Below are 19,691 nucleotides of genomic sequence, written 5' to 3'. Positions count from 1 at the left end.
CATGAGTGACGTCATCGACCGCCCGCTGCTCGACGAAGAAAAGCCCGCCGCCTCGCGGTTGCGCATCGTCGATTGCGACGTGCATCCGAGCTTGCGCTCGACCGATGATCTCAACGAGTTCCTGCCGAAACGCTGGCAGCAGCATCTGAAGGAGTATGGCAGCCATCTGCGCACGCCTTATCTCTTCACCACGCCCTATCCGCGGTCATCGCCCTTGATCGCACGGCGTGATGCGTGGCCGCCGACCGGCGGGCCGCCCGGCTCTGATCTCGCCTTCATGCAGAAGCAGCATCTCGATCCGCTCGATGTCGAGTTCGGCATTTTGCAGGTGCTCGATCTCTTCATCTTCTCGCAGCAGAACCTGGAATTCGGCGCCGCGATCCAGCGCGCCATCAACGATTGGCAACTGGCGTTCTGGTCGCATCGCGATCCGCGCCTGAAGGCGTCGATCCTGGTCGGGCAGGACGGCGTGGATCTCGCCATCGCCGAGATCGAGCGCTGCGCCAAAATCGGCGAATACATCCAGATCAACGTCTCGCCGCGCGCCAACGAGCCGCTCGGCCGCCGTCGCTACTGGCCGATCTACGAGCGCGCCGAGGCGCTGGACCTGCCACTCGGCATCCATGTCGGCGGCTATGGCGGGCATGCGCCGACCGGCGGCGGCTGGCCGTCCTATTATGTCGAGGAGCACCAGTCCAACGCACACACCATCGCGGCGCAGCTTGCGAGCCTCGTCATCGAAGGCGTGCCGGAGCGGTTTCCGAAGCTGAAGATCGTCTTCATCGAGGGCGGCTTCGGCTGGATCCCCTCGGCGGTGTGGCGGATGGACCAGCATTTCGAGCGCTTCCGCAGTGAGGTGCCGCATCTCAGGCGCAAGCCGTCGGAATATGTGCGCGAGCATTTCTGGTTCACGACGCAGCCGATCGACGAGCCCGACGAGGCGCGGCATCTGCGTTCGCTGATCGAATGGGTCGGCATCGACAGGCTGTTGTTCTCGTCGGACTATCCGCACTGGGATTTCGACGATCCGCGCTTCGCCTTCAAGACGCCGCTCTCTGAAGCCGAGCGGAAGAAGATCTTCAGCACCAATGCCCGCGCGGTCTACAAGTTCTGAGCAAAGAGGTTCTGAACGGATATGGCCCGTCACATCGTCGCGCGCACCTCGGAGATCCCGCCCGGCGGCAACAAGGTCGTCGATATCGCGGGCCGCGACATCGTCGTGTTCCACGTCAATGGCGAGTTCTTCGCACTGTTGAACCGCTGCCCGCACGAGGGCGCGCCGCTGGAGAAGGCCGCTTGCGTGGCGCGGCTGACCTCGCCCGAGCCCGGAATCTATGAGCGCTCGCGCGTCGGCGAGATGCTGCGCTGTCCCTGGCACGGCTGGGAATTCGACATGCGCAACGGCCAGTCCTGGTTCGATCCGAAACGGGTCAAGATCCGGTCCTATCCGGTCGCGGTGGAACGTGGCGAAGAGTTGCAGAAGGGCCCATATGTCGCCGAGACGTTTCCGGTGCATGTCGAAGACAGCTATGTGATTGTCGAGGTCTGAGCCGGCATTGCCGATTGAGATTCCAACGCAGGTGCGTTATGGCTCTCGCGCTTTCCAGAGGCGGAGATGAGCTTTGTCGAAACAATCCCTGCGTGAGGAGGCCGAGCGCCTGATCCGCGAATCGATGGAAAAGAAGACCATCGTCGTCAAGCAGGGCTCGACCCGCATCGAGGCCGTCTGCGGCAAGTGCGGCGCCCCGAACCGGGTGCAGGCGGAAAAGGGCCAGAGCCGGGTCAAATTCGCGTGCAAGAATTGCGGGCATCAGCAGGAAACGCTGTAGGGCGCTTGCGCGGTATTGCTGCGCCGCGAGGCTCTAGCTCCTCATCCTGAGGAGCCCGCTGAAAGCGGGCGTCTCGAAGGATAGAGGCCGAGCTGTCGCAGCGGGGCCTTCATGGTTCGAGACGCGCGTTCCGCGCTCCTCACCATGAGGGTCTGATAGTCAGTCCCCCTTCACGAACTTCGCGAACGCGTCGGCATAGTCCGGGTGCCAGCGCGACAGCGGCGGGCGGTTCTCGACGATGTCTCCCGCCGCCCACAGCATCCGCTTCTCGTCGAGCTCGCGCGGCACGTCGTTGTCCGGGCAGAGGATGTAGAAGTCGCCGGCTTCCAGCCGTGCCAGCATGAAATCCACGGTCTGCTCAGCCGTCCAGGCCCCGGCCGGCTTCTCGGTGCGGCCCTTCGCGGTCAGGCCGGTGAAGACGAAGCCGGGGATCAGCAGATGCGCGGTGATGCGGCAGTCCTTCGTGTTGCGCAGCTCGTGTTGGAGCGCTTCCGTAAAAGCCTTCACGCCGGCCTTGGAGACGTTGTAGGCGGGATCGCCGGGCGGCGTGGTGATGCCCTGCTTCGAGCCGGTGTTGATGATCAGCCCAGCCTTGCCGCGCGCGATCATGCCGGGTGCGAAGATGCGCGAGCCGTTGATGATGCCCCACATGTTGACGCCGATGATCCGCTGCCAGTTGTCGGGCTCGCCGAACAGCGTGCTGCCCGGCTGGATGCCGGCATTGTTCATGAGGATGTCGGTGCCGCCGAAGCGCTCGCGCACGCCGCGTTCCAGTTCCGTCACGCTCTCGGCCTTGCTGACATCGACCGCGAACGTCATCACATGTGTGGCAGGCGTGACGGATGACAGTTTTGTTGCAGCTTCCGCCAGCCGCGCCTGATCCACATCTGCGATGCACACCTTCATGCCGGCGCGCGCGAAGGCCAGCGCGGCAGCCAATCCGATACCGGATGCGCCGCCCGTGATCACGGCGACATTGTCTTTGACGATGGCGGAATGTGGCATGGTTGGTCTCCGGGGAAGGGCTCGGTCGAGCTATAACATGGCACTCGCGCGACCCTGCACAAGTCGGCATGGGAGGTCTTCGTTCCACGCCGCCTTTACGCCTTTCCGGCGGCGCTGTATTCTATTTGACCTAACGATCCCGCCCAGATCGAACCAATCAATCATTTGACAGGGAGTGCAGCCATGGCTGTGTCGCAGGCTATTCCGATCACGCGCCATCCGTTCGCCAACGGGTCCTACAAGCAGATGCTGATCGACGGGAAGTGGGTCGATGCTGCCTCAGGCAAGCGCTTCGAGACCCACAACCCCGCCACCGGCGAATTGCTGGCGACGGTCGCCGAGGGCGACAAGGAAGACATCGACCGTGCGGTCGCCGCCGCTCGCCGTGCCTTCGAAGGCCCCTGGAGCAAAGTCAAACCGTTCGAGCGGCAGAACCTGCTGCTCAAGCTCGCCGACCTCGTCGAGAAGAATTTCGACGAATTGTCGCAGCTCGACACGCTCGACATGGGCGCGCCCCTCAGCCGCACCCGCGCCTATCGTCTGCGCGCCGTCGGCATGCTGCGCTATTACGCCGGCCAGACCACCGCGATCCATGGCGAGACCATCGAGAACTCGCTGCCCGGCGAAATCTTCTCCTACACGCTGAAGGAGCCGATCGGCGTCGTCGGCGCCATCATTCCCTGGAACGGCCCGCTTACCGCGACGATCTGGAAGATCGGCCCGGCCATCGCGACCGGCTGCACCGTGGTGCTGAAGCCTGCCGAAGAGGCGCCGCTCACCTCGCTGCGCATCGCCGAACTGGCGATGGAAGCCGGCATTCCGCCCGGCGTCATCAACGTCGTGCCCGGCTATGGCGAGACCGCGGGCGCCGCGCTTGCTTCGCATCACGACGTCGACAAGGTCGCCTTCACCGGCTCGCATGTCACGGGACAATCGATCATCCGCGCCTCGGCCGGCAACCTCAAGCGCGTCTCGCTCGAGCTCGGCGGAAAGTCGCCGGACATCGTGTTTGCCGATGCTGATCTCGATGCCGCCGTCCCCGGCGCCGCGATGGCGGTGTTCGCCAATTCCGGCCAGATCTGCAGCGCCGGCACGCGCCTGTTCGTCGAGCAGTCGGTCTACGAAGAGTTCGTCGGCCGCGTCGCCGAGTTCGGCAAGAAGCTGCAGGTCGGCAACGGCCTCGATCCCAATGTGCAGATCGGCCCGCTCGTGTCCGAGGAGCAACTCAAGCGCGTCACCGGCTATCTCGACATCGGCCAGAAGGAAGGCGCGCGTGCGCTCGCCGGCGGCGGCCGCGTCACCGAAGGCGCGCTGTCGAAGGGCTTCTTCGTCTCGCCGACGGTGTTCGCGGGCGTGCAGGACAACATGCGCATCGCGCAGGAGGAGATTTTTGGTCCCGTCATCTCCGCGATCGCGTTCAAGGACATGGACGAGCTGGTCAAGCGCGCCAACAACACCACCTTCGGCCTCGGCTCGGGCCTGTGGACGCGCGACGTCAGCAAGGCCCATGCGGTGGCGAAGAGCTTGCGCGCCGGCTCGGTGTGGGTGAACTGCTACCAGGCGATGGACCCGGCCGTACCCTTCGGCGGCTACAAGATGAGCGGCTACGGCCGCGAATCCGGCAAGCAGCATGTCGAGGAATATCTCAACGTGAAGGCCGTCTGGATCAAGACGGCGTAGGGCGTTTCTGCTGCCGCGTCCGGGTTTCAGCGGCTGATCTTGCTTGCGGCGACGAGAGGCTGCTTGCGACGACCAGAAGTTGTTGCCCGGGCGCTACAAGCGTTTTGAAACGGCTGTTGTCCGCGATCTCGCAAGGATTGTTATCCCATTTCGAACGTCGGCCCGTTACTGCTGGTCAACGTCAATGTTCGGGTTGGGATATCGAGAATGCTTCGCTTCACTTCGATCATGCTTGTGGCTTTGGGCGTCGCCTCGACGCAGCCCGCGGTCGCAGCCGATATCGCCGCGCGTGCGCCGCTCTACAAGGCGCCGCAATTGCCCGTCGCCTACAACTGGTCGGGCTTCTACGCCGGCGTGAATGTCGGATATGGCTGGAGCGATGATGCGATCAAGCTCGTGCCGCACGACCCGGTTTTCACCGCGGGTGTGCTCGACGTGGCCCTCGCGGGTGGCCTTGTCCCGCCGTCATTGGCAACAAACCCGCGTGGTGTGCTGGGCGGCGTGCAGGCCGGCTACAATGTGCAGACGGGCTCCCTGGTATGGGGCGTCGAAGCCGATATCGCGGCCGCCGGCATCAAGGGCAGTTCGACGGTCTCCCGAACCCTGCCGGTCTTTCCGGACATCATGACCAGGCAAGAGCAGAAGGTCGACTGGTTGGGGACCGTGCGCGGCCGGATCGGTGCCACCGTTACACCCGACCTGATGCTCTACGCGACCGGCGGTCTTGCCTATGGACATGTCAAGGCGTCGACGTCGATCGTGGATCCCACGCTTGCGGCCGGCACGCCCTGCCTCAACGTGATCTGTGGGGCGGGGACGTCGGAAAGCTGGCGCGCGGGCTGGGCCGTCGGCGGTGGCGGCGAGTACCGCTTTGCGTCGAACTGGAGCGTCAAGCTCGAATATCTCTATTATGATCTCGGCAGCGAGAAATACACTTTCTTCAATCCGCTGTTCCCGTTCACTCCGGGCCCCGCGCGTGGCTTTGACGCAACCGCGGATTTCACCGGCCACATCGCGCGGGTCGGCCTGAACTACAAGTTCGGCTCGGGCCCGGTCGTCGCGAAATACTGATCCGCCGTTCTGGACGGACAGCAAGCCCCGGGCCCGGCCCGGGGCTTTTTGCTTCTGCCGCTTCTTTCGGCTGGCCAGCCATCCACCCAAGCGACTTCCGGGCTGCCACTCTTTCTCATATGATCCCCGTCCTCTCATCGATCATTCCGGGGATCACATGAAATTCGAGGCGTTGTTCAAACCGTTGCAGGTCGGTCCGTACAAGCTGGCGCATCGCGTCGCGTTGGCGCCGCTGACGCGCATGCGCGCCGAGCGCGCGAGTTTTTCGCCGCGGCCGCTCAACGCCGAATATTACGGTCAGCGCGCCACGCAAGGCGGCTTGATCATCGCTGAAGCGTCCCCCGTGCTCTCGCATGGCCGCGGCAACCCCGCGACGCCCGGCATCTATTCGGAGGCGCAGATCGCCGGCTGGCGCAAGGTGACGGATGCCGTGCACGCCAAGGGCGGCATCATCTTCCTTCAGCTCTGGCATGTCGGCCGCGTTTCGCATTCGTCCTTCCACGGCGGTGAGCCGCCGGTCTCGGCTTCGGCGATTGCGATCAAGGCCGAAGGCATGAAGGCGATGACCGCCGACGGCAAGATTTCTGATTACGAGACCCCGCGCGCGCTGGAGACCGACGAGGTCAAGGGCGTCGTTGAGGCGTTCCGGCAGGGCGCGAAGAACGCGCTTGCCGCCGGCTTCGACGGCGTCGAGATCCACGGCGCCAACGGCTATCTGCTCGAGCAATTCCTGCAATCACGCAGCAACCAGCGCACCGATCAATATGGCGGTTCGATCGAGAACCGCGCGCGGCTGCTCCTGGAAGTCACGCAGGCGGCCATCGACGTCTGGGGCGCGAACCGCGTCGGCGTGCGGCTGTCGCCCCACGGCATCGCCAACGATTCCGGCGAGCCCGATCCGATGCCCCTCTACACCCACGTCGTGAAGACGCTCGACAAGCTCGGCCTTGCCTATCTTCACTTCATCGAGCCGCGCTCCAGCGGCGCTGGCCGTGCCGACGTCCACTGGGAGAACGTGCCGTCGGCGATGGTGCTGTTTCGTCCGCTCTACAGCGGCGTGCTGATGACCGCCGGCGGCTTCACCGGCGAGACCGCGAATGCGGCGATCGCCGACGGCCATGCCGACATCATCGCCTTCGGCCGCATCTTCATCTCCAACCCAGATCTGCCGCGCCGCCTTCGGCACGACTATCCGATCACGCCGTATAACCGCGCGACGTTCTACGGCGGCGAGGAGAAGGGGTATACGGATTACCCGGTGTATGACGAGCTCGCGACGGCGTAGAGACCTTCGTAGCCCGGATGGAGCGCAGCGAAATCCGGGTTTCTCACCTCGCCGATAGACTTCCCCGGATTGCGCTTCGCTCCATCCGGGCTACAGGTCTATATTCGTAGCTCCGACGAGCCCACAAACTCCGTCATTGCGAGCGTAGCGAAGCCATCCAGAGTCTTTCCGCAGAGGCAGTCTGGATTGCTTCGCTGCGCTCGCAATGACGACGGAAGGACCTACCATGGCCAAAGCCGCAGTCGCCGCAGGAACCGCCACCGGCCAATGCCTCTGCGGCAAGGTCACCTTCGAGATCGACGTCCCCGCGCGTTGGGCCTGGCATGATCATTCGGCCAGTAGCCGCCGTGCCCACGGCGCGGCCTATGCGACCTATGTCGGAAGCTGGAAGAAGCGCTTTCGCATCACCTCGGGGAAAACCGCGCTCGCCCGCTACGAGGACAAGGCCACCAGGACCGCGCGCAGCTTCTGCGCCCATTGCGGCACGCCGATCGCGTACGAGCGGCCGCGCGGACCGCACATGGTCAACATCCCCCGCGCACTATTCAACGAGCGCACCGGCCGCCAGCCGCTCTATCACATCGCGATCGAAGAGCTTCAGGAATGGGCCTATACCGGCGAGCCGCTGGTGCCGCTGAAGGGCTTTCCGGGCGTGGTCTGGCAGCGCTCGAAAAAGAAGAAGCGCGCTAGCGGCGAAGACCCTTTCGAGCTCGGCCGCGAGGAGGTGCTTTAGCCTTGGCGGCGACCTTGGTCTTCGCCGCAACAGCCTTCCGCGGCGCCGCTTTGCGTCCCGCCGCATTCGCCGCCACGAAGTCGAGCCCGCGCTTGACCCATTTTTTCAGATCGGCATCGCTCTGATAGCCGTCCGGCGCGACGCGCACAAAGCCGGTCATGATGCGCCCGCGCATTTCCATCGGGCTGGCGTGCGGCTCCTGCAGCATGCGTGCATGCGCGTCCGGGCCGACACGGATCAGCATGCCGCCGCGCCCGCTTACGGTGCAGCACATGGTGTTGTTCACCATGAAGCAGAGGCCGCCCATCATCTTCTTTTCCGCGACGTCTCGCTGACCCGCCAGCAATTTGCGCACCCGCGCCGCGGTGTTCTCGTCATAGGCCATCGCGTCTCCCCGTGCAGGTTTACGCCCGAGCATGTTCCCAGCTTGCCCGCGCCGACGCAAGTCTGCCATGACGGCGCTTCCTTGCGTGCCTCGGCCAAGTTCGGCCATCATGCCTCACCTTGCGGCAGCGCCCGCGGGGCCTGGAGGAAACATGAAGAACAAGATTACCGGCCGCTCCGCTTTTCTCGCGCTGCTCAAGGACGAGGGCATCACCCATCTGTTCGGCAATCCCGGCACCACTGAGCTGCCGATCATGCACGCGCTGAAGGACCATCCTGATCTCACCTATGTGATGGCAATGCAGGAGAGCCTGGTGGTGGCGATCGCGGATGGCTACAGCCGCGCCTCCGGCAAGCTCGTCGCCTGCAACGTCCATGTCGCGCCGGGGCTCGGCAACGCGATGGGCTCGCTCTACAACGCCCAGTTCACGGGCACGCCGATGATCCTGACCGCCGGCCAGCAGGAGCAGGGCCACGGCCTGATGGAGCCGGTGCTTTATGGCCCGCTGGTGCGTATGGCCGAGCCGCTGGTGAAATGGGCGGTCGAGGTGACGCGGCTGGAAGATCTGCCGCGCATCGTCCGCCGCGCCGCCAAGGTCGCGATGACGCCGCCGACCGGGCCGGTGTTCATCTCGCTGCCGGGCGACATCCTCAACAGCGAGGCCGGCATCGATCTCGGTCGCTCCACCCGGATCGATGCTCGCGTAAAGCCGTCGGACGAGGCGCTGAAGGCGTTTGCCGCGCGGCTGCTCAAGGCTGAACGTCCCGTCATCGTCACCATGGACGAGGTGGTCAAGAGCGATGCACTGAAGGAGGCCGCCGAACTCGCCGAGCTGCTTGGTGCGGCCGCCTATCAATCCTCGACGCCCTACGGCTCGCATTTCCTCTCGGAAAGCCCGAGCTTCCTCGGTACGTTGGCCCGCGTGCAGAAGGTCGCGCGCGACACACTCGCACCTTACGATCTTCTGATCGCGCTTGGCGGCGATCCCTTGCGCATGTCCGTCTACAGCGAAGTCGATGCGCTGCCGGATGGCCTGGGCATCGTGCAGATCGGCCTCGTCGATTGGGAGATCGCCAAGAACTACGGGGCTGAAATCGCGCTGAAGGCGGATCTGAAGGAAACGCTGCGGGCGCTGATCCCGATGCTGAAGGAGATGGGCGGCGCCGCGCTGGCAAGCCGTGCAAAGCAGCGCCTCGTCGAACTCGCGCCGAAGAACTGGACCGCGCGGCGTGCCGCGCTGGTCGAGCAGATCGGCAAGAGCGCCGGCCGCAGCCCCATCGATCCCGACTTCCTGGTGCTGCAAATGGTCGAGGCCATGCCCGATCATGCGATCCTCGTCGACGAAGGGCTCACCTCGAGCCGCCAGATCACGGCGCTGCGTCCGCACCGCGACCGCTTCGGCTATCATGGGCTTGCCTCCGGCGGCATCGGCTGGGGCCTGCCGGCCTCCGTCGGCGCCAGCATCGCCAATCCGGATCGCCCGGTGGTTTGCTTCTCCGGCGACGGCAGCGCGATGTATTCGATCCAGTCGCTGTGGACGGCGGCGCATCACAAGCTGCCGCTCAACGTCGTCATCGCCAACAATGGCGGCTACCGCATCATCAAGCAGCGCCTGCTCGCCTTCCATGGTGACGACAATTACGTCGGCATGGATTTCGTCGATCCGCCGGTGGATTTCGCAGGGATTGCGAAGGCGCTCGGCTGCGAGGCGATCAAGGTGAGTGATCCCCGCGAGTTGAAGGCGACGCTGGCGTCGGCGTTCGGTCGGCCGGGGACGAAGCTGATCGAGGTAATGGTGGACGGGAAGGTGTAGGGCAGCGCGCCATCGCGTCGGTGCTCGCCACGTTCTCAGCTGTCATCGCCCGACTTGATCGGGCGATCCAGTATTCCAGAGACGGCTGTGATTCCTCGATAGGCCGCGGCGTACTGGATGCCCCGGTCCCGGCTCCGCCAAGGCTACGCCGGGACCACAAGGGTACTCGGCCGCCGAAGCCTTTTGGCGAAGGCGGCAAGCCGGGGCATGACAGCGTACCTAGCGGCTTCTACCCCTTCTTCCCCACCCGATACCCCGCCGCCGGATGCGGTGCGTCGAGCCGCGCACGGCCGTCGCCGAACAGCTTCTCCCGCAGCGTGCCCTTTGCATATTCCGGCTTGTAGCGGCCGCGCTTGGTCAGCTCCGGCACCAGCATGTCGGCGATATCCTCGAAATCGCCGGGCGAGATCGCAAAGGCGACGTTGAGGCCGTCGACGTCAGTCTTCTCGAACCAATCCTCGATCTTGTCGGCGACGCTCTCGGGCGTGCCGACCACGACCGGGCCGGCGCCACCGATGCCGACATGCTCGATGACGTCGCGGACGGTCCAGACGCGGTCGGGGTCGCCGCGGGTGACGTTATCGAGTGCGCTGCGGCCGGCGTCGTTCTGGACGTGACGCACCTGCTGGTCGAGCTCGTAGCCGGAGAAGTCGATGCCGGTCCATCCCGACATCAGGGCCAGCGCGCCTTCCGGACTGATATGCGACCGGTAGTCGGCATACTTGGCCGCCGCTTCGGCTTCCGTGTTGCCGAGGATGATCGTCATCATGTTGAACATCAGGATCTCCGCCGGATTGCGGCCGAGCGCGGCGGCTTCCTGGCGGATCGCGGAGACGCGCGGCGCAATGATCTTGGCCGACGGTCCTGACATGAACACGCATTCGGCATGCTTCGCCGCGAATTGCCGGCCGCGCGGCGAGGTGCCGGCCTGGTACAGCACGGGCGTCCGCTGCGGCGATGGCTCGCTGAGATGGATGGTGTTGTTGATGCGGTAATTCGCGCTCTCATGATTGATGCGATGAACCTTGCTCGGATCGGTGAAGATGCCGCGCTTGCGGTCGCGCAGCACCGCGTCGTCCTCCCAGCTCCCTTCCCAGAGCTTGTAGACCACCTCCATATATTCGTCGGCGATGTCGTAGCGATCGTCGTGTCCGGTCTGCTTGTCCTTGCCGGCGCCGCGCGCGGCGCTGTCGAGATAGCCGGTGACGACATTCCAGCCGATCCGTCCCTCGGTGAGATGGTCGAGCGTCGACATCCGCCGCGCGAACGGGTAGGGCGGCTCGAAGGACAGGTTGCTGGTGACGCCGAAGCCGAGATTTTTCGTCACCGCCGCCATCGCCGAGAGCAGCAGCAGCGGCTCGTTCGACGGCGTCTGCGCTGCATTGCGCAAGGCCGCGTCAGGGCTGTTGCCATAGACGTCATAGACCCCGAGCACGTCGGCCAGGAACAAACCGTCGAAACGGCCGCGTTCCAGTGTCCTGGCGAGATCGATCCAGTAGGGCAGGCGGTTATATTCGGCGGTGCGATCGCGCGGGTGGGTCCACAGCCCGGGTGATTGATGCGCGACGCAATTCATCGCAAAGGCGTTGAGCCTGATCTGCTTGGCCATGATGATCCCCCGGCGCCCTATACCGAGCGCTCTTCGAATGATAAACGTGCGCCTCAACTTGGCGAAGTTCTTGCATATTCTTGGCCCTTGGCAAGGGCCAAGAATAGAAAGGCTTGCGCTTGGCAAGGCCAAAATCAGCGGCGCTCCCGCTCTTGGCAAGCCAATCTCAAGAGAGCAAGAACGAAATCGCAAGAGAACTACAAGAACTGTCCAAGTCCCCGCCACTTTCGAAGGCCACCCTGTCTCGGGTAGGGTCCTTCGCCTCGAAGTCCGAAAAGCAAATCATGACCAGAGCCGACGCCATCTCCCGCGCCCGTGAGGATTTCAAATCCGGCGCGTTCCTCGCTGAACTCGACCGCCGCGTCGCCTTCAAGACCGAGAGCCAGAATCCGTCGCGCGGCGCCGAACTGCGTTCCTATCTGGAACAGGAGATGATGCCCTCCTTTGCTGCGCTCGACTTTACCAGCCGCATCGTCGAATCCCCGAGCGGCAAGGCGCCGTTCCTGTTCGCCGAGCATCACGAGAGCGCGTCAGCGCCAACCGTGCTGATCTACGGCCATGGTGACGTCGTCGACGGCATGGAGGGGGAGTGGCGCGACGGCCGCGATCCCTGGCGCACGACGGTTGCGGGCACGCGGCTCTATGGCCGTGGCACCGCCGACAACAAGGGCCAGCACAGCATCAACATGGCAGCACTCCGCGCAGTGCGCGAGGCCCGCGGCGGCAAGCTCGGCTTCAACGCAAAATTCATCGTCGAAATGGGCGAGGAAATCGGCTCGCCCGACCTCGGCAAGGTCTGCGACCTCAATCGCGATGCGCTCAAGGCCGATTTGTTCATGGCCTCCGACGGACCGCGCCTGTCGGCCGACCGGCCGACCTTGTTCCTGGGCTGCCGCGGCGGCATCCGCATTCATCTCGACGTCAATCTGCGCGATGGCGGCCATCATTCCGGCAATTGGGGCGGCGTGCTCGCCAACCCCGCGACCATTCTCGTCAACGCGATCTCGACGCTGGTCGACGGCCATGGCCGGCTTCAACTCGACGCGCTGAAGCCGCCGCGGCTCACCAACCAGATCCGCAGCTATCTCGCCGACGTGCAGGTGGTGCCGACCGAGGACGAGCCGGCGCTCGCGGAGAACTGGGGCGAGGAAGGGCTGTCGGCCGCCGAGCGGCTCTATGCCTGGAACACGCTCGAAGTGCTGGCGATGTCGTCCGGAAATATCGAGAAGCCCGCGAATGCCATCCCCGGCCACGCCAATGCCGTGCTGCAACTGCGTTTCGTGGTCGGCACCAAGGTCGACGGCCTGATCGATGCGGTCCGCGCGCATCTGGTGCAAAAGGGCTTTCCGATGGTCGAGGTGCGGGCCGCCCAGAGCTTTGCGGCGTCGCGCACCGATTTCGACAGCCCCTGGATCACGTGGGCGGCGGATTCGGTGAAGGAGACCACCGGCAAGGCGCCGGCCGTTTTGCCGAATTTCGGCGGCTCGCTGCCCAACGACGTGTTTTCCGAGATCCTGGGCCTGCCGACGATCTGGGTCCCGCACTCCTATCCCGGCTGCTCCCAGCATGCGCCCAATGAGCACATCCTGCTGCCATTGACCGAAGAGGCCTTGACGGTGATGGCCGGGCTGTTCTGGGATCTCGGGGAATTGCCCAAGCCACTCGGCTGAGCCATTAACCTGAGCCGCAATCCAGCCGAAAGTCACATTCTAATCCGGCCCAATCTGTGCTTGCATCCGGGCCGCATCATCCTGAAAGGGGAATAAAAAAGTGAGACATTTCCGTAGCATCGGCCTCGCGCTCGCCGCGACCTTCGCCGTCAGCCAGGCCGGGGCCCAGGAGCTGACCGGCACGCTGAAGAACATCAAGGACACCGGCGCCATCACGCTCGGCTTCCGCGATTCCTCGATCCCGTTCTCCTATCTCGACGACAACCAGAAGCCCGTCGGGTTCGCGATGGACATCTGCTACAAGATCGTCGACGCCGTGAAGAAGGAGCTCAAGCTCGACAAGCTCGAGGTCAAGCTCAATCCGGTGACCTCGGCGACCCGTATTCCGCTGATGGCCAACGGCACGATCGACCTCGAATGCGGCTCGACCACCAACAATGCCGACCGCCAGAAGCAGGTGGCCTTCACCAACACGCACTATCTGACTGCCAGCCGCTACGTCTTCAAGAAGTCGAGCGGCCTGAAGTCGATCGACGATCTCAAGGGCAAGACGGTGGTCTCCACCGCCGGCACCACCAACATCAAGCAGCTCACCGAGGCCAATGTCGCGAAGAGCCTGGGTGCCAATATCATCCCGGCCAAAGACCATGCCGAGGCCTTCCTGATGGTCGAGACCGACCGCGCGGTCGCCTTCGTGATGGACGACGTTCTGCTCGCGAGCCTCGTTGCCGGCTCGAAGACGCCGGACGACTATGTCATCTCCAAGGACGCGTTCTCCAAGCCTGAGCCCTACGGCATCATGCTGCGCAAGGACGACGCGCCGTTCAAGAAGGTGGTCGATGCAGCAACCGCTGCGCTCTACACCTCCGGCGAGGGCCTGAAAATCTACGATAAGTGGTTCACGGCCAAGATCCCGCCGAAGGGCCTCAACCTCAACACCCCGATCTCGGCCGAGCTGAAGAACGAGTTCGCGAAACCTTCGGACTCGCCGAACCCGGACGACTATAAGTAAAATATAACCTCGGTCTCCGGATCGGGATCATGTCCGGCCACTCTTGACACCAGAGTGGCCGGACATTTGCATAGGCGCCGGGACATCCATAGCTGGCGCGTTCGCGCGGGGGACACGTGAACTACCACTGGAACTGGGGAATCTTCTTCGAGCCGAACCCGATGGGGACCGGCACCTATCTCGATATGCTGCTGTCGGGACTGGTGTTGACCCTCAAGACGGCGGCGCTCGCCTGGATCATCGCGCTGATCTTCGGCTCGCTCGTCGGCGTCATGCGCACGCTGCCGTCCAAGGGCGCCTACTGGTTCGGCTTCTGCTGGGTCGAGTTCTTCCGCAACATGCCGCTGCTGGTGCAGCTGTTCCTGTGGTTCTTCGTGCTGCCGGAATTGCTGCCGAAGGCCGCCGGCCTCTGGCTGAAGCAGCTGCCGAACGCGCCGTTCTGGACGGCCGCGATCGGCATCGGCTTCTTCATGTCGGCCCGCGTCGCGATACAATTGCAGGCCGGTATCGGCTCGCTGCCGCGCGGCCAAAAAATGGCGGCGACCGCGCTCGGGCTGACCACCATGCAAGGCTATCGCTACGTGCTGCTGCCGATGGCGTTCCGCATCATCCTGCCGCCGCTGACCTCCGAGTTCCTCAACACCATCAAGAACACGGCTGTCGCCATCACGATCGGCCTGATCGAATTGACTGGTCAGGCGCGCTCGATGCAGGAATTCTCGTTCCAGGTGTTCGAGGCTTTCACGGCAGCGACCCTGCTCTATCTCCTTGTCAACGCCATTGTCGTGACGGCGATGCGCTTCCTCGAGCGCTGGGTCGCGATCCCCGGCTACATCACGGGGAAATAGCACCATGTTCAGCAATCTCGATTTCGAGGTCATCCGCCGCTCGCTGCCCTATCTGTTCTACGAGGGCATGACCTTCACGGTGACGCTGACGGCGCTCGCCGCCTTCGGCGGCCTGATCTTCGGCACGGCGATCGCCCTGATGCGGCTGTCCGGCTACAAGACACTCGGGCGCATCGCGGGTGTCTATGTCGACTTCATGCGCTCGCTGCCGCTGGTGCTGGTGATCTTCTGGTTCTATTTCCTGGTGCCCTATATCGGGCAGTGGGTGACCGGCGCCTCGCGTCCGATCAGCGTCGGCGCGTTCGCATCCTCGCTCATCACCTTCATCATGTTCGAGGCGGCGTACTTCTCCGAGATCATGCGCGCCGGGATCCAGTCGATCTCGCGCGGCCAGCCGGCCGCCGCCAACGCGCTCGGCCTGACTTACGCGCAGACCATGCGCTACGTCGTGCTGCCGCAGGCGTTCCGCAACATGCTGCCGGTGTTGCTGACGCAGACCATCGTGCTGTTCCAGGACACCTCGCTGGTCTATGTGCTGTCGATCCCGGACTTCCTCGGCGCGGCCAGCAAGGTCGCGCAGCGCGATGGCCGTCTGGTCGAGATGTATCTGTTTGCCGCCGTCGTCTACTTCACCATTTCCTGCATCGCGTCTTTCGGCGTTCGCCGCCTCCAGTCGCGCATCGCCATCATTCGATAGAGCGCATCGGTCATGATCGAAATCAGCCACGTCAACAAATGGTACACCCCGACCTTCCAGGTGCTGACCGACTGCACCACCAGCGTGACCAAGGGCGAGGTCGTCGTGGTCTGCGGCCCCTCGGGCTCGGGCAAGTCGACGCTGATCAAATGCGTCAATGCGCTGGAGCCGTTCCAGGAGGGCGACATCAGCGTCGACGGCACCAAGGTCAATGACCCCAAGACCAATCTGCCGAAACTGCGTTCGCGCGTCGGCATGGTGTTCCAGCATTTCGAGCTGTTCCCGCATCTGAAGATCATCGACAACCTCTGCCTCGCGCAGCAGAAGGTGCTAGGACGGTCGTCCGACACGGCTGTGGCAAAGGGTATGCAGCTCCTGGACCGCGTCGGCTTGAAGGAGCAGGCGCAGAAATTTCCGGCGCAGCTCTCCGGCGGCCAGCAGCAGCGCGTCGCGATCGCCCGTGCGCTCGCCATGGACCCGATCGTCATGCTGTTCGATGAGCCGACCTCGGCGCTCGACCCCGAGATGGTGAGCGAGGTGCTCGACGTCATGGTCGATCTCGCCCGCGAAGGCATGACCATGATGGTCGTCACCCACGAGATGGGCTTTGCCCGCAAGGTCGCCAACCGCGTCATCTTCATGGACCGCGGCGAGATCGTCGAGGACGCGGCGAAGGAGGACTTCTTCGGCAAGCCGCGCAGCGACCGCGCGCAGAAGTTCCTGTCGAAGATTTTGTCGCATTAACCTCTGCTGTCGTTCCGGGACGCGCCTCTTGGCGCGGGCCCGGAATCCATAACCACCGGCCGGGGTTATGGATTCCGGGCTCGTCGCTTCGCGCCGCCCCGTAATGACGGGTTGAGGGTTTCGTGGCCCCAACAAATCCCGTATACGGGCAGGCAAATCCCCCTTTCCCTCCCCAGGAGACCTGCCTTGGACTCGATCGCCTACGTCAACGGCTCATTCGTCCCGCTCTCGGACGCCAAAATCTCGGTCCTCGATCGCGGCTTCCTGTTCGCCGACGGCATCTACGAGGTCTCGGCGGTGCTCGACGGCAAGCTGGTCGACAACGCTTCGCACCTGACGCGCCTGGAGCGCTCGGTGGGCGAGATCAAGCTGAAGTTGCCGGAGACGGTCGAGCGCATCACCGAGCTCCAGAAGGAGCTGATCGCGCGCAACAAGGTCGAGAACGGCCTCGTCTATCTGCAGGTCACGCGCGGCGCCGACAAGGGCCGCGACTTCGCCTTCCCCAAGGGCGACGTCAAGTCGAGCCTGGTGATGTTCACCTCCGAGAAGGACATCATCAACGCCGCCTCGGCCAAGACCGGCATCAACGTGATCACCGTGCCCGACATCCGGTGGGAGCGGCGCGACATCAAGAGCGTGGCACTGCTCGCGCAGGTTCTGGCGAAGCAGGCTGCGGCCGAAGCCGGTGCCGGCGAGGCCTGGATGCTGGAAGACGGCTACGTCACCGAGGGCGGTTCGTCCTCGGCGTTCATCCTGACCAAGGACGACGTCATCGTGACCCGCAAGAACTCCAACGCGATCCTGCCGGGCTGCACCCGCAAGGCCGTTGTGGCGCTCGCCGAAGAGCGTCAGCTTCGCGTCGAGGAACGTTCCTTCACGGTCGCCGAGGCGCTCGCCGCCAAGGAAGCCTTCGCCACCTCGGCGTCGCTGTTCGTCCAGCCGGTGGTTGCGATCGACGGCAAGAAGGTCGCCGATGGCAAGCCCGGCCCGATGGCCACGCGGCTGCGGGAGATTTATATCGAGTTCGCCAAGGCGACGGCGGTCTGAGCCGCACGCTCAGCTGTCATCGCCCGGCTTGACCGGGCGATCCAGTACGCTGCGGCCTCGCGGTTGAATCAGTACGGCCTCTGGAATACTGGATGCCCCGCCTTCGCGGGGCATGACAGTTGTGCGTGGGGAAACACCACCCCTCACGCCACGGACGCCTTCACCTTCACCGGATGCACCGCGCGGAACGCGATCGCGATTCGGTTCCAGGCATTGATCGCCCCGATCAGCATCGTCAGGTTCACCGTCTCCGCATCGGAGAATTGCGCGCGGACCTGCTCGTAGACGTCGTCCGGCGCGTGGGTCTCGGAGATCAGCGTCACTGATTCCGTCCAGGCGAGCGCGGCCCGCTCGCGATCGGTATAGAGCGGGGATTCGCGCCAGGCGTTGAGCAGATAGATGCGCTGTTCGGTCTCGCCGCGCTTGCGGGCGTCCTCGGTGTGCATGTTGATGCAGAAGGCGCAGCCGTTGATCTGCGACGCCCGGATCTTGACGAGCTCGATCAGCGATTTCTCGAGTCCCGTGGATTGGATCTGCTCCTCCAGCGCCATCAGCGCCTTCATCGTGTCGGGGGCGGCCTGGTAGAAGTTCATGCGGGGCTTCATGGTCGTTCTCCTTTGCTTGAGTTAGTCTCTTGGGTTGATCTCAGTGAGCTCCACCGGTCGAGGTCTGGCCGGGTTTCTTCAGGAAGAATACGGCGATCAGGGCCACGATCAGTGCCATGCCGAGCAGGTAGAAGGTGTCGCTGAAGGCGAAGATGTAAGCCTGCTTCTGCACGGTGTGGCCGATCGCGACATAGGCGCGATGCGCGGCGTCGGCGCGGTCGAGCACGCCGTGATTGATGAAATATTGGGTAAGCTGCTCCAGCCGCGTCCGCGTCGCCTGCTCGAACACCGAGACCGACTGCATCAGCACGTTGGAGTGATATTGCTCGCGCTTGGTCAGCACGGTCTGGAGCAGGGCGATGCCGACGGCGCCGCCGAGATTACGCATCATGTTGAACAGGCCCGAGGCCGAGCCAGCATTCTCCGCTTCGATGCCGGCGGTCGCCACAGCCGACAACGGCGCCATCACGAGCGCTTGGCCGATCGCACGGACGACATTGGGCCACAACAGCTGGTCGGCAGCGTAATCGTTGGTCATATAAATGTTCAGGAAGTTCGAGGCCGCGAACAGGACGAAGCCGACGCCGATGATGATCCGCGCGTCGAACTTCTGCATCAGGCGCGGCACCAGCGGGATCAGCACGAGTTGCGGCAGTCCGGTCCAGGCCAGCACCATGCCGATCTGCTCGGCATTGTAGCCCTGAATGCGCGCCAGATATTGCGGCAGGATGAACACCGAACCGTAGAGCGCGACACCGAGCAGGAAGTTCGCGAGCATGCCGAAGCCGAAATTGCGACGCACCAGCAGGCGCAAGTTGAGCAGCGGCTTCTTCGCCGTGAGCTCGATGATCAGGAAGGCGGTCAGCGCGGTGGCCGCGATGACCGACAGCTTGACGATGAAAGGCGAGCCGAACCAGTCGTCCTTGTTGCCCTCTTCCAGCACGGTCTGAAGCGCCGACAGGCCGATCGCCATGGTGATGATGCCGGCCCAATCGCCCTCGCGCAGCAGCGCAAGCTTCATGGGCTTGGCGTCGAGCGCGTACCAGAGCATGCCGACCATGATCGCGCCGGGCACGAGGTTGACGTAGAAGATGTACTGCCAGCCGAAATTCTCGGTGAGATAGCCGCCGATGGTCGGGCCGATCGCCGGTGCGAACGTCGCCGACAGCGCGAACAGCGCAAGGCCGACGGGCTGCTTGGTGCGCGGCAGCAGCGTGATGATGAGCGTGAAGGCCATCGGGATCAGCACGCCGCCGGTGAAACCTTGCACCGCGCGCAGCACGATCATTTGCGGCAGGTCCTGCGCCAGCGCGCAGGCCGCGGACAGAACCAGGAACAGGACCGCATTGGTGAGCAAATAGATGCGGATCGAGAACACCTGCGCGAGCCAGCCGGAGAGCGGGATCACGACGATCTCGGCGATCAGGTAGGAGGTCGAGATCCAGCCACCGTCGTCGATGCCGGCGCCGATCGCGCCCTGGATGTCGGCGAGCGAAGCGTTGACGATCTGGATATTCAGCACTGCCATGAAGGCGCCGAGAGTCGCGCCGATCACCGCGATCCAGGTTTTTGCGGAAACGGCCGGCGTGGCGGGCGCAGCAGGGGCGGGAATGCTGGCAGTGGAGGCGGCGTCGACGGTCGGTTGGAGCGTGCTCATG

General features: G+C 64.1%; 19 protein-coding genes. 14 read left to right on the top strand and 5 right to left on the bottom strand.

Features of this window, described 5'->3' with window-relative positions; all coding sequences use genetic code 11:
• Position 1: 1 nt before the first annotated feature.
• The 3 genes from AB7290_RS37955 to AB7290_RS37945 all read left to right on the top strand — a co-directional run bounded on the left by AB7290_RS37955 (position 2) and on the right by AB7290_RS37945 (position 1,829).
• The gene (locus AB7290_RS37955; RefSeq protein WP_167768044.1) at positions 2–1,114 is read left to right on the top strand and encodes an amidohydrolase family protein; all 1,113 of its coding nucleotides are present in this window, start codon (positions 2–4) and stop codon (positions 1,112–1,114) included.
• A gap of 21 nt (positions 1,115–1,135) precedes the next feature.
• Entirely contained in the window at positions 1,136–1,549 is a 414-nt protein-coding gene (locus AB7290_RS37950) for a Rieske (2Fe-2S) protein (protein ID WP_014491843.1), read from the top strand.
• 73 nt (positions 1,550–1,622) lie between these two features.
• Positions 1,623–1,829, top strand: coding sequence for a hypothetical protein (locus AB7290_RS37945; RefSeq protein WP_014491844.1), 207 nt, complete (start codon positions 1,623–1,625; stop codon positions 1,827–1,829).
• A gap of 159 nt (positions 1,830–1,988) precedes the next feature.
• Here the strand turns inward: AB7290_RS37945 and AB7290_RS37940 are convergent, their stop codons facing one another.
• The gene (locus tag AB7290_RS37940; protein ID WP_085403419.1) at positions 1,989–2,834 is read right to left on the bottom strand and encodes an SDR family NAD(P)-dependent oxidoreductase; all 846 of its coding nucleotides are present in this window, start codon (positions 2,832–2,834) and stop codon (positions 1,989–1,991) included.
• A 183-nt stretch (positions 2,835–3,017) separates the two neighbouring features.
• Between AB7290_RS37940 and AB7290_RS37935 the strand changes: the two genes are divergently transcribed.
• From AB7290_RS37935 to AB7290_RS37920, 4 genes are all read left to right on the top strand, one after another.
• Positions 3,018–4,514, top strand: coding sequence for an aldehyde dehydrogenase family protein (locus AB7290_RS37935; protein WP_135214800.1), 1,497 nt, complete (start codon positions 3,018–3,020; stop codon positions 4,512–4,514).
• A gap of 207 nt (positions 4,515–4,721) precedes the next feature.
• Positions 4,722–5,585, top strand: a complete 864-nt coding sequence (locus AB7290_RS37930; RefSeq protein WP_085403417.1) for an outer membrane protein — start codon at positions 4,722–4,724, stop codon at positions 5,583–5,585.
• A 157-nt stretch (positions 5,586–5,742) separates the two neighbouring features.
• Positions 5,743–6,870, top strand: a complete 1,128-nt coding sequence (locus tag AB7290_RS37925) for an alkene reductase (RefSeq protein ID WP_085403416.1) — start codon at positions 5,743–5,745, stop codon at positions 6,868–6,870.
• Positions 6,871–7,096: 226 nt separating this feature from the next.
• The gene (locus tag AB7290_RS37920; protein ID WP_041954128.1) at positions 7,097–7,603 is read left to right on the top strand and encodes a GFA family protein; all 507 of its coding nucleotides are present in this window, start codon (positions 7,097–7,099) and stop codon (positions 7,601–7,603) included.
• On the opposite strand, the gene AB7290_RS37915 is transcribed toward AB7290_RS37920, so the two are convergent.
• Positions 7,557–7,988 (bottom strand): TfoX/Sxy family protein, encoded by a 432-nt coding sequence (locus AB7290_RS37915; protein WP_085403415.1) that lies wholly within the window; start codon positions 7,986–7,988, stop codon positions 7,557–7,559. The two genes, AB7290_RS37920 and AB7290_RS37915, sit on opposite strands and share 47 nt — an antisense overlap.
• A gap of 151 nt (positions 7,989–8,139) precedes the next feature.
• On the opposite strand from AB7290_RS37915, the gene AB7290_RS37910 reads away from it, so the two are divergent.
• Positions 8,140–9,801 (top strand): thiamine pyrophosphate-binding protein, encoded by a 1,662-nt coding sequence (locus tag AB7290_RS37910; protein WP_085403414.1) that lies wholly within the window; start codon positions 8,140–8,142, stop codon positions 9,799–9,801.
• Between the two features lie 229 nt (positions 9,802–10,030).
• On the opposite strand, the gene AB7290_RS37905 is transcribed toward AB7290_RS37910, so the two are convergent.
• The gene (locus AB7290_RS37905) at positions 10,031–11,410 is read right to left on the bottom strand and encodes an LLM class flavin-dependent oxidoreductase (protein ID WP_085403413.1); all 1,380 of its coding nucleotides are present in this window, start codon (positions 11,408–11,410) and stop codon (positions 10,031–10,033) included.
• 284 nt (positions 11,411–11,694) lie between these two features.
• Between AB7290_RS37905 and AB7290_RS37900 the strand changes: the two genes are divergently transcribed.
• The 6 genes from AB7290_RS37900 (at position 11,695) to AB7290_RS37875 (ending at position 17,428) form a co-directional block, all read left to right on the top strand.
• Complete coding sequence (locus tag AB7290_RS37900) at positions 11,695–13,080, top strand: M20 family metallopeptidase (protein WP_085403412.1); 1,386 nt, start codon at positions 11,695–11,697, stop codon at positions 13,078–13,080.
• A 100-nt stretch (positions 13,081–13,180) separates the two neighbouring features.
• Positions 13,181–14,092: an amino acid ABC transporter substrate-binding protein gene (locus AB7290_RS37895; RefSeq protein ID WP_063985668.1), complete on the top strand. Its 912-nt coding sequence runs from the start codon at positions 13,181–13,183 to the stop codon at positions 14,090–14,092.
• A gap of 116 nt (positions 14,093–14,208) precedes the next feature.
• Entirely contained in the window at positions 14,209–14,940 is a 732-nt protein-coding gene (locus AB7290_RS37890) for an amino acid ABC transporter permease (protein WP_085403411.1), read from the top strand.
• Positions 14,941–14,944: 4 nt separating this feature from the next.
• Complete coding sequence (locus tag AB7290_RS37885; RefSeq protein WP_063985666.1) at positions 14,945–15,637, top strand: amino acid ABC transporter permease; 693 nt, start codon at positions 14,945–14,947, stop codon at positions 15,635–15,637.
• A gap of 12 nt (positions 15,638–15,649) precedes the next feature.
• Entirely contained in the window at positions 15,650–16,381 is a 732-nt protein-coding gene (locus AB7290_RS37880; protein WP_014491857.1) for an amino acid ABC transporter ATP-binding protein, read from the top strand.
• Between the two features lie 186 nt (positions 16,382–16,567).
• Entirely contained in the window at positions 16,568–17,428 is an 861-nt protein-coding gene (locus tag AB7290_RS37875; protein WP_063985665.1) for a D-amino-acid transaminase, read from the top strand.
• A 143-nt stretch (positions 17,429–17,571) separates the two neighbouring features.
• Here the strand turns inward: AB7290_RS37875 and AB7290_RS37870 are convergent, their stop codons facing one another.
• Both AB7290_RS37870 and AB7290_RS37865 read right to left on the bottom strand, forming a co-directional pair.
• A complete protein-coding gene (locus AB7290_RS37870; protein WP_007615070.1) occupies positions 17,572–18,033 on the bottom strand; it encodes a carboxymuconolactone decarboxylase family protein in 462 nt (153 codons plus the stop codon).
• Between the two features lie 40 nt (positions 18,034–18,073).
• Entirely contained in the window at positions 18,074–19,690 is a 1,617-nt protein-coding gene (locus AB7290_RS37865) for an MDR family MFS transporter (protein ID WP_085403410.1), read from the bottom strand.
• Between the last annotated feature and the right edge of the window lies 1 nt (position 19,691).

The sequence above is a fragment of the Bradyrhizobium sp. 613_E4_N2_2 genome (assembly GCF_052075995.1).
Classification (GTDB): domain Bacteria; phylum Pseudomonadota; class Alphaproteobacteria; order Rhizobiales; family Xanthobacteraceae; genus Bradyrhizobium; species Bradyrhizobium barranii.
Note: the sequence above shows the minus strand (reverse complement) of the source record. Positions and strands in the feature narration are given on the sequence as shown.

Excerpts from the sequence above, each read along its gene's own strand:
- AB7290_RS37950 (WP_014491843.1), top strand. The coding sequence starts at position 1,136 with ATGGCCCGTCACATCGTCGCGCGCACCTCGGAGATCCCGCCCGGCGGC.
- AB7290_RS37865 (WP_085403410.1), bottom strand. The coding sequence starts at position 19,690 with ATGAGCACGCTCCAACCGACCGTCGACGCCGCCTCCACTGCCAGCATT.
- AB7290_RS37940 (WP_085403419.1), bottom strand. The coding sequence starts at position 2,834 with ATGCCACATTCCGCCATCGTCAAAGACAATGTCGCCGTGATCACGGGC.
- AB7290_RS37905 (WP_085403413.1), bottom strand. The coding sequence starts at position 11,410 with ATGGCCAAGCAGATCAGGCTCAACGCCTTTGCGATGAATTGCGTCGCG.
- AB7290_RS37925 (WP_085403416.1), top strand. The coding sequence starts at position 5,743 with ATGAAATTCGAGGCGTTGTTCAAACCGTTGCAGGTCGGTCCGTACAAG.
- AB7290_RS37920 (WP_041954128.1), top strand. The coding sequence starts at position 7,097 with ATGGCCAAAGCCGCAGTCGCCGCAGGAACCGCCACCGGCCAATGCCTC.
- AB7290_RS37915 (WP_085403415.1), bottom strand. The coding sequence starts at position 7,988 with ATGGCCTATGACGAGAACACCGCGGCGCGGGTGCGCAAATTGCTGGCG.
- AB7290_RS37930 (WP_085403417.1), top strand. The coding sequence starts at position 4,722 with ATGCTTCGCTTCACTTCGATCATGCTTGTGGCTTTGGGCGTCGCCTCG.
- AB7290_RS37880 (WP_014491857.1), top strand. The coding sequence starts at position 15,650 with ATGATCGAAATCAGCCACGTCAACAAATGGTACACCCCGACCTTCCAG.
- AB7290_RS37935 (WP_135214800.1), top strand. The coding sequence starts at position 3,018 with ATGGCTGTGTCGCAGGCTATTCCGATCACGCGCCATCCGTTCGCCAAC.
- AB7290_RS37885 (WP_063985666.1), top strand. The coding sequence starts at position 14,945 with ATGTTCAGCAATCTCGATTTCGAGGTCATCCGCCGCTCGCTGCCCTAT.
- AB7290_RS37900 (WP_085403412.1), top strand. The coding sequence starts at position 11,695 with ATGACCAGAGCCGACGCCATCTCCCGCGCCCGTGAGGATTTCAAATCC.
- AB7290_RS37910 (WP_085403414.1), top strand. The coding sequence starts at position 8,140 with ATGAAGAACAAGATTACCGGCCGCTCCGCTTTTCTCGCGCTGCTCAAG.
- AB7290_RS37870 (WP_007615070.1), bottom strand. The coding sequence starts at position 18,033 with ATGAAGCCCCGCATGAACTTCTACCAGGCCGCCCCCGACACGATGAAG.
- AB7290_RS37955 (WP_167768044.1), top strand. The coding sequence starts at position 2 with ATGAGTGACGTCATCGACCGCCCGCTGCTCGACGAAGAAAAGCCCGCC.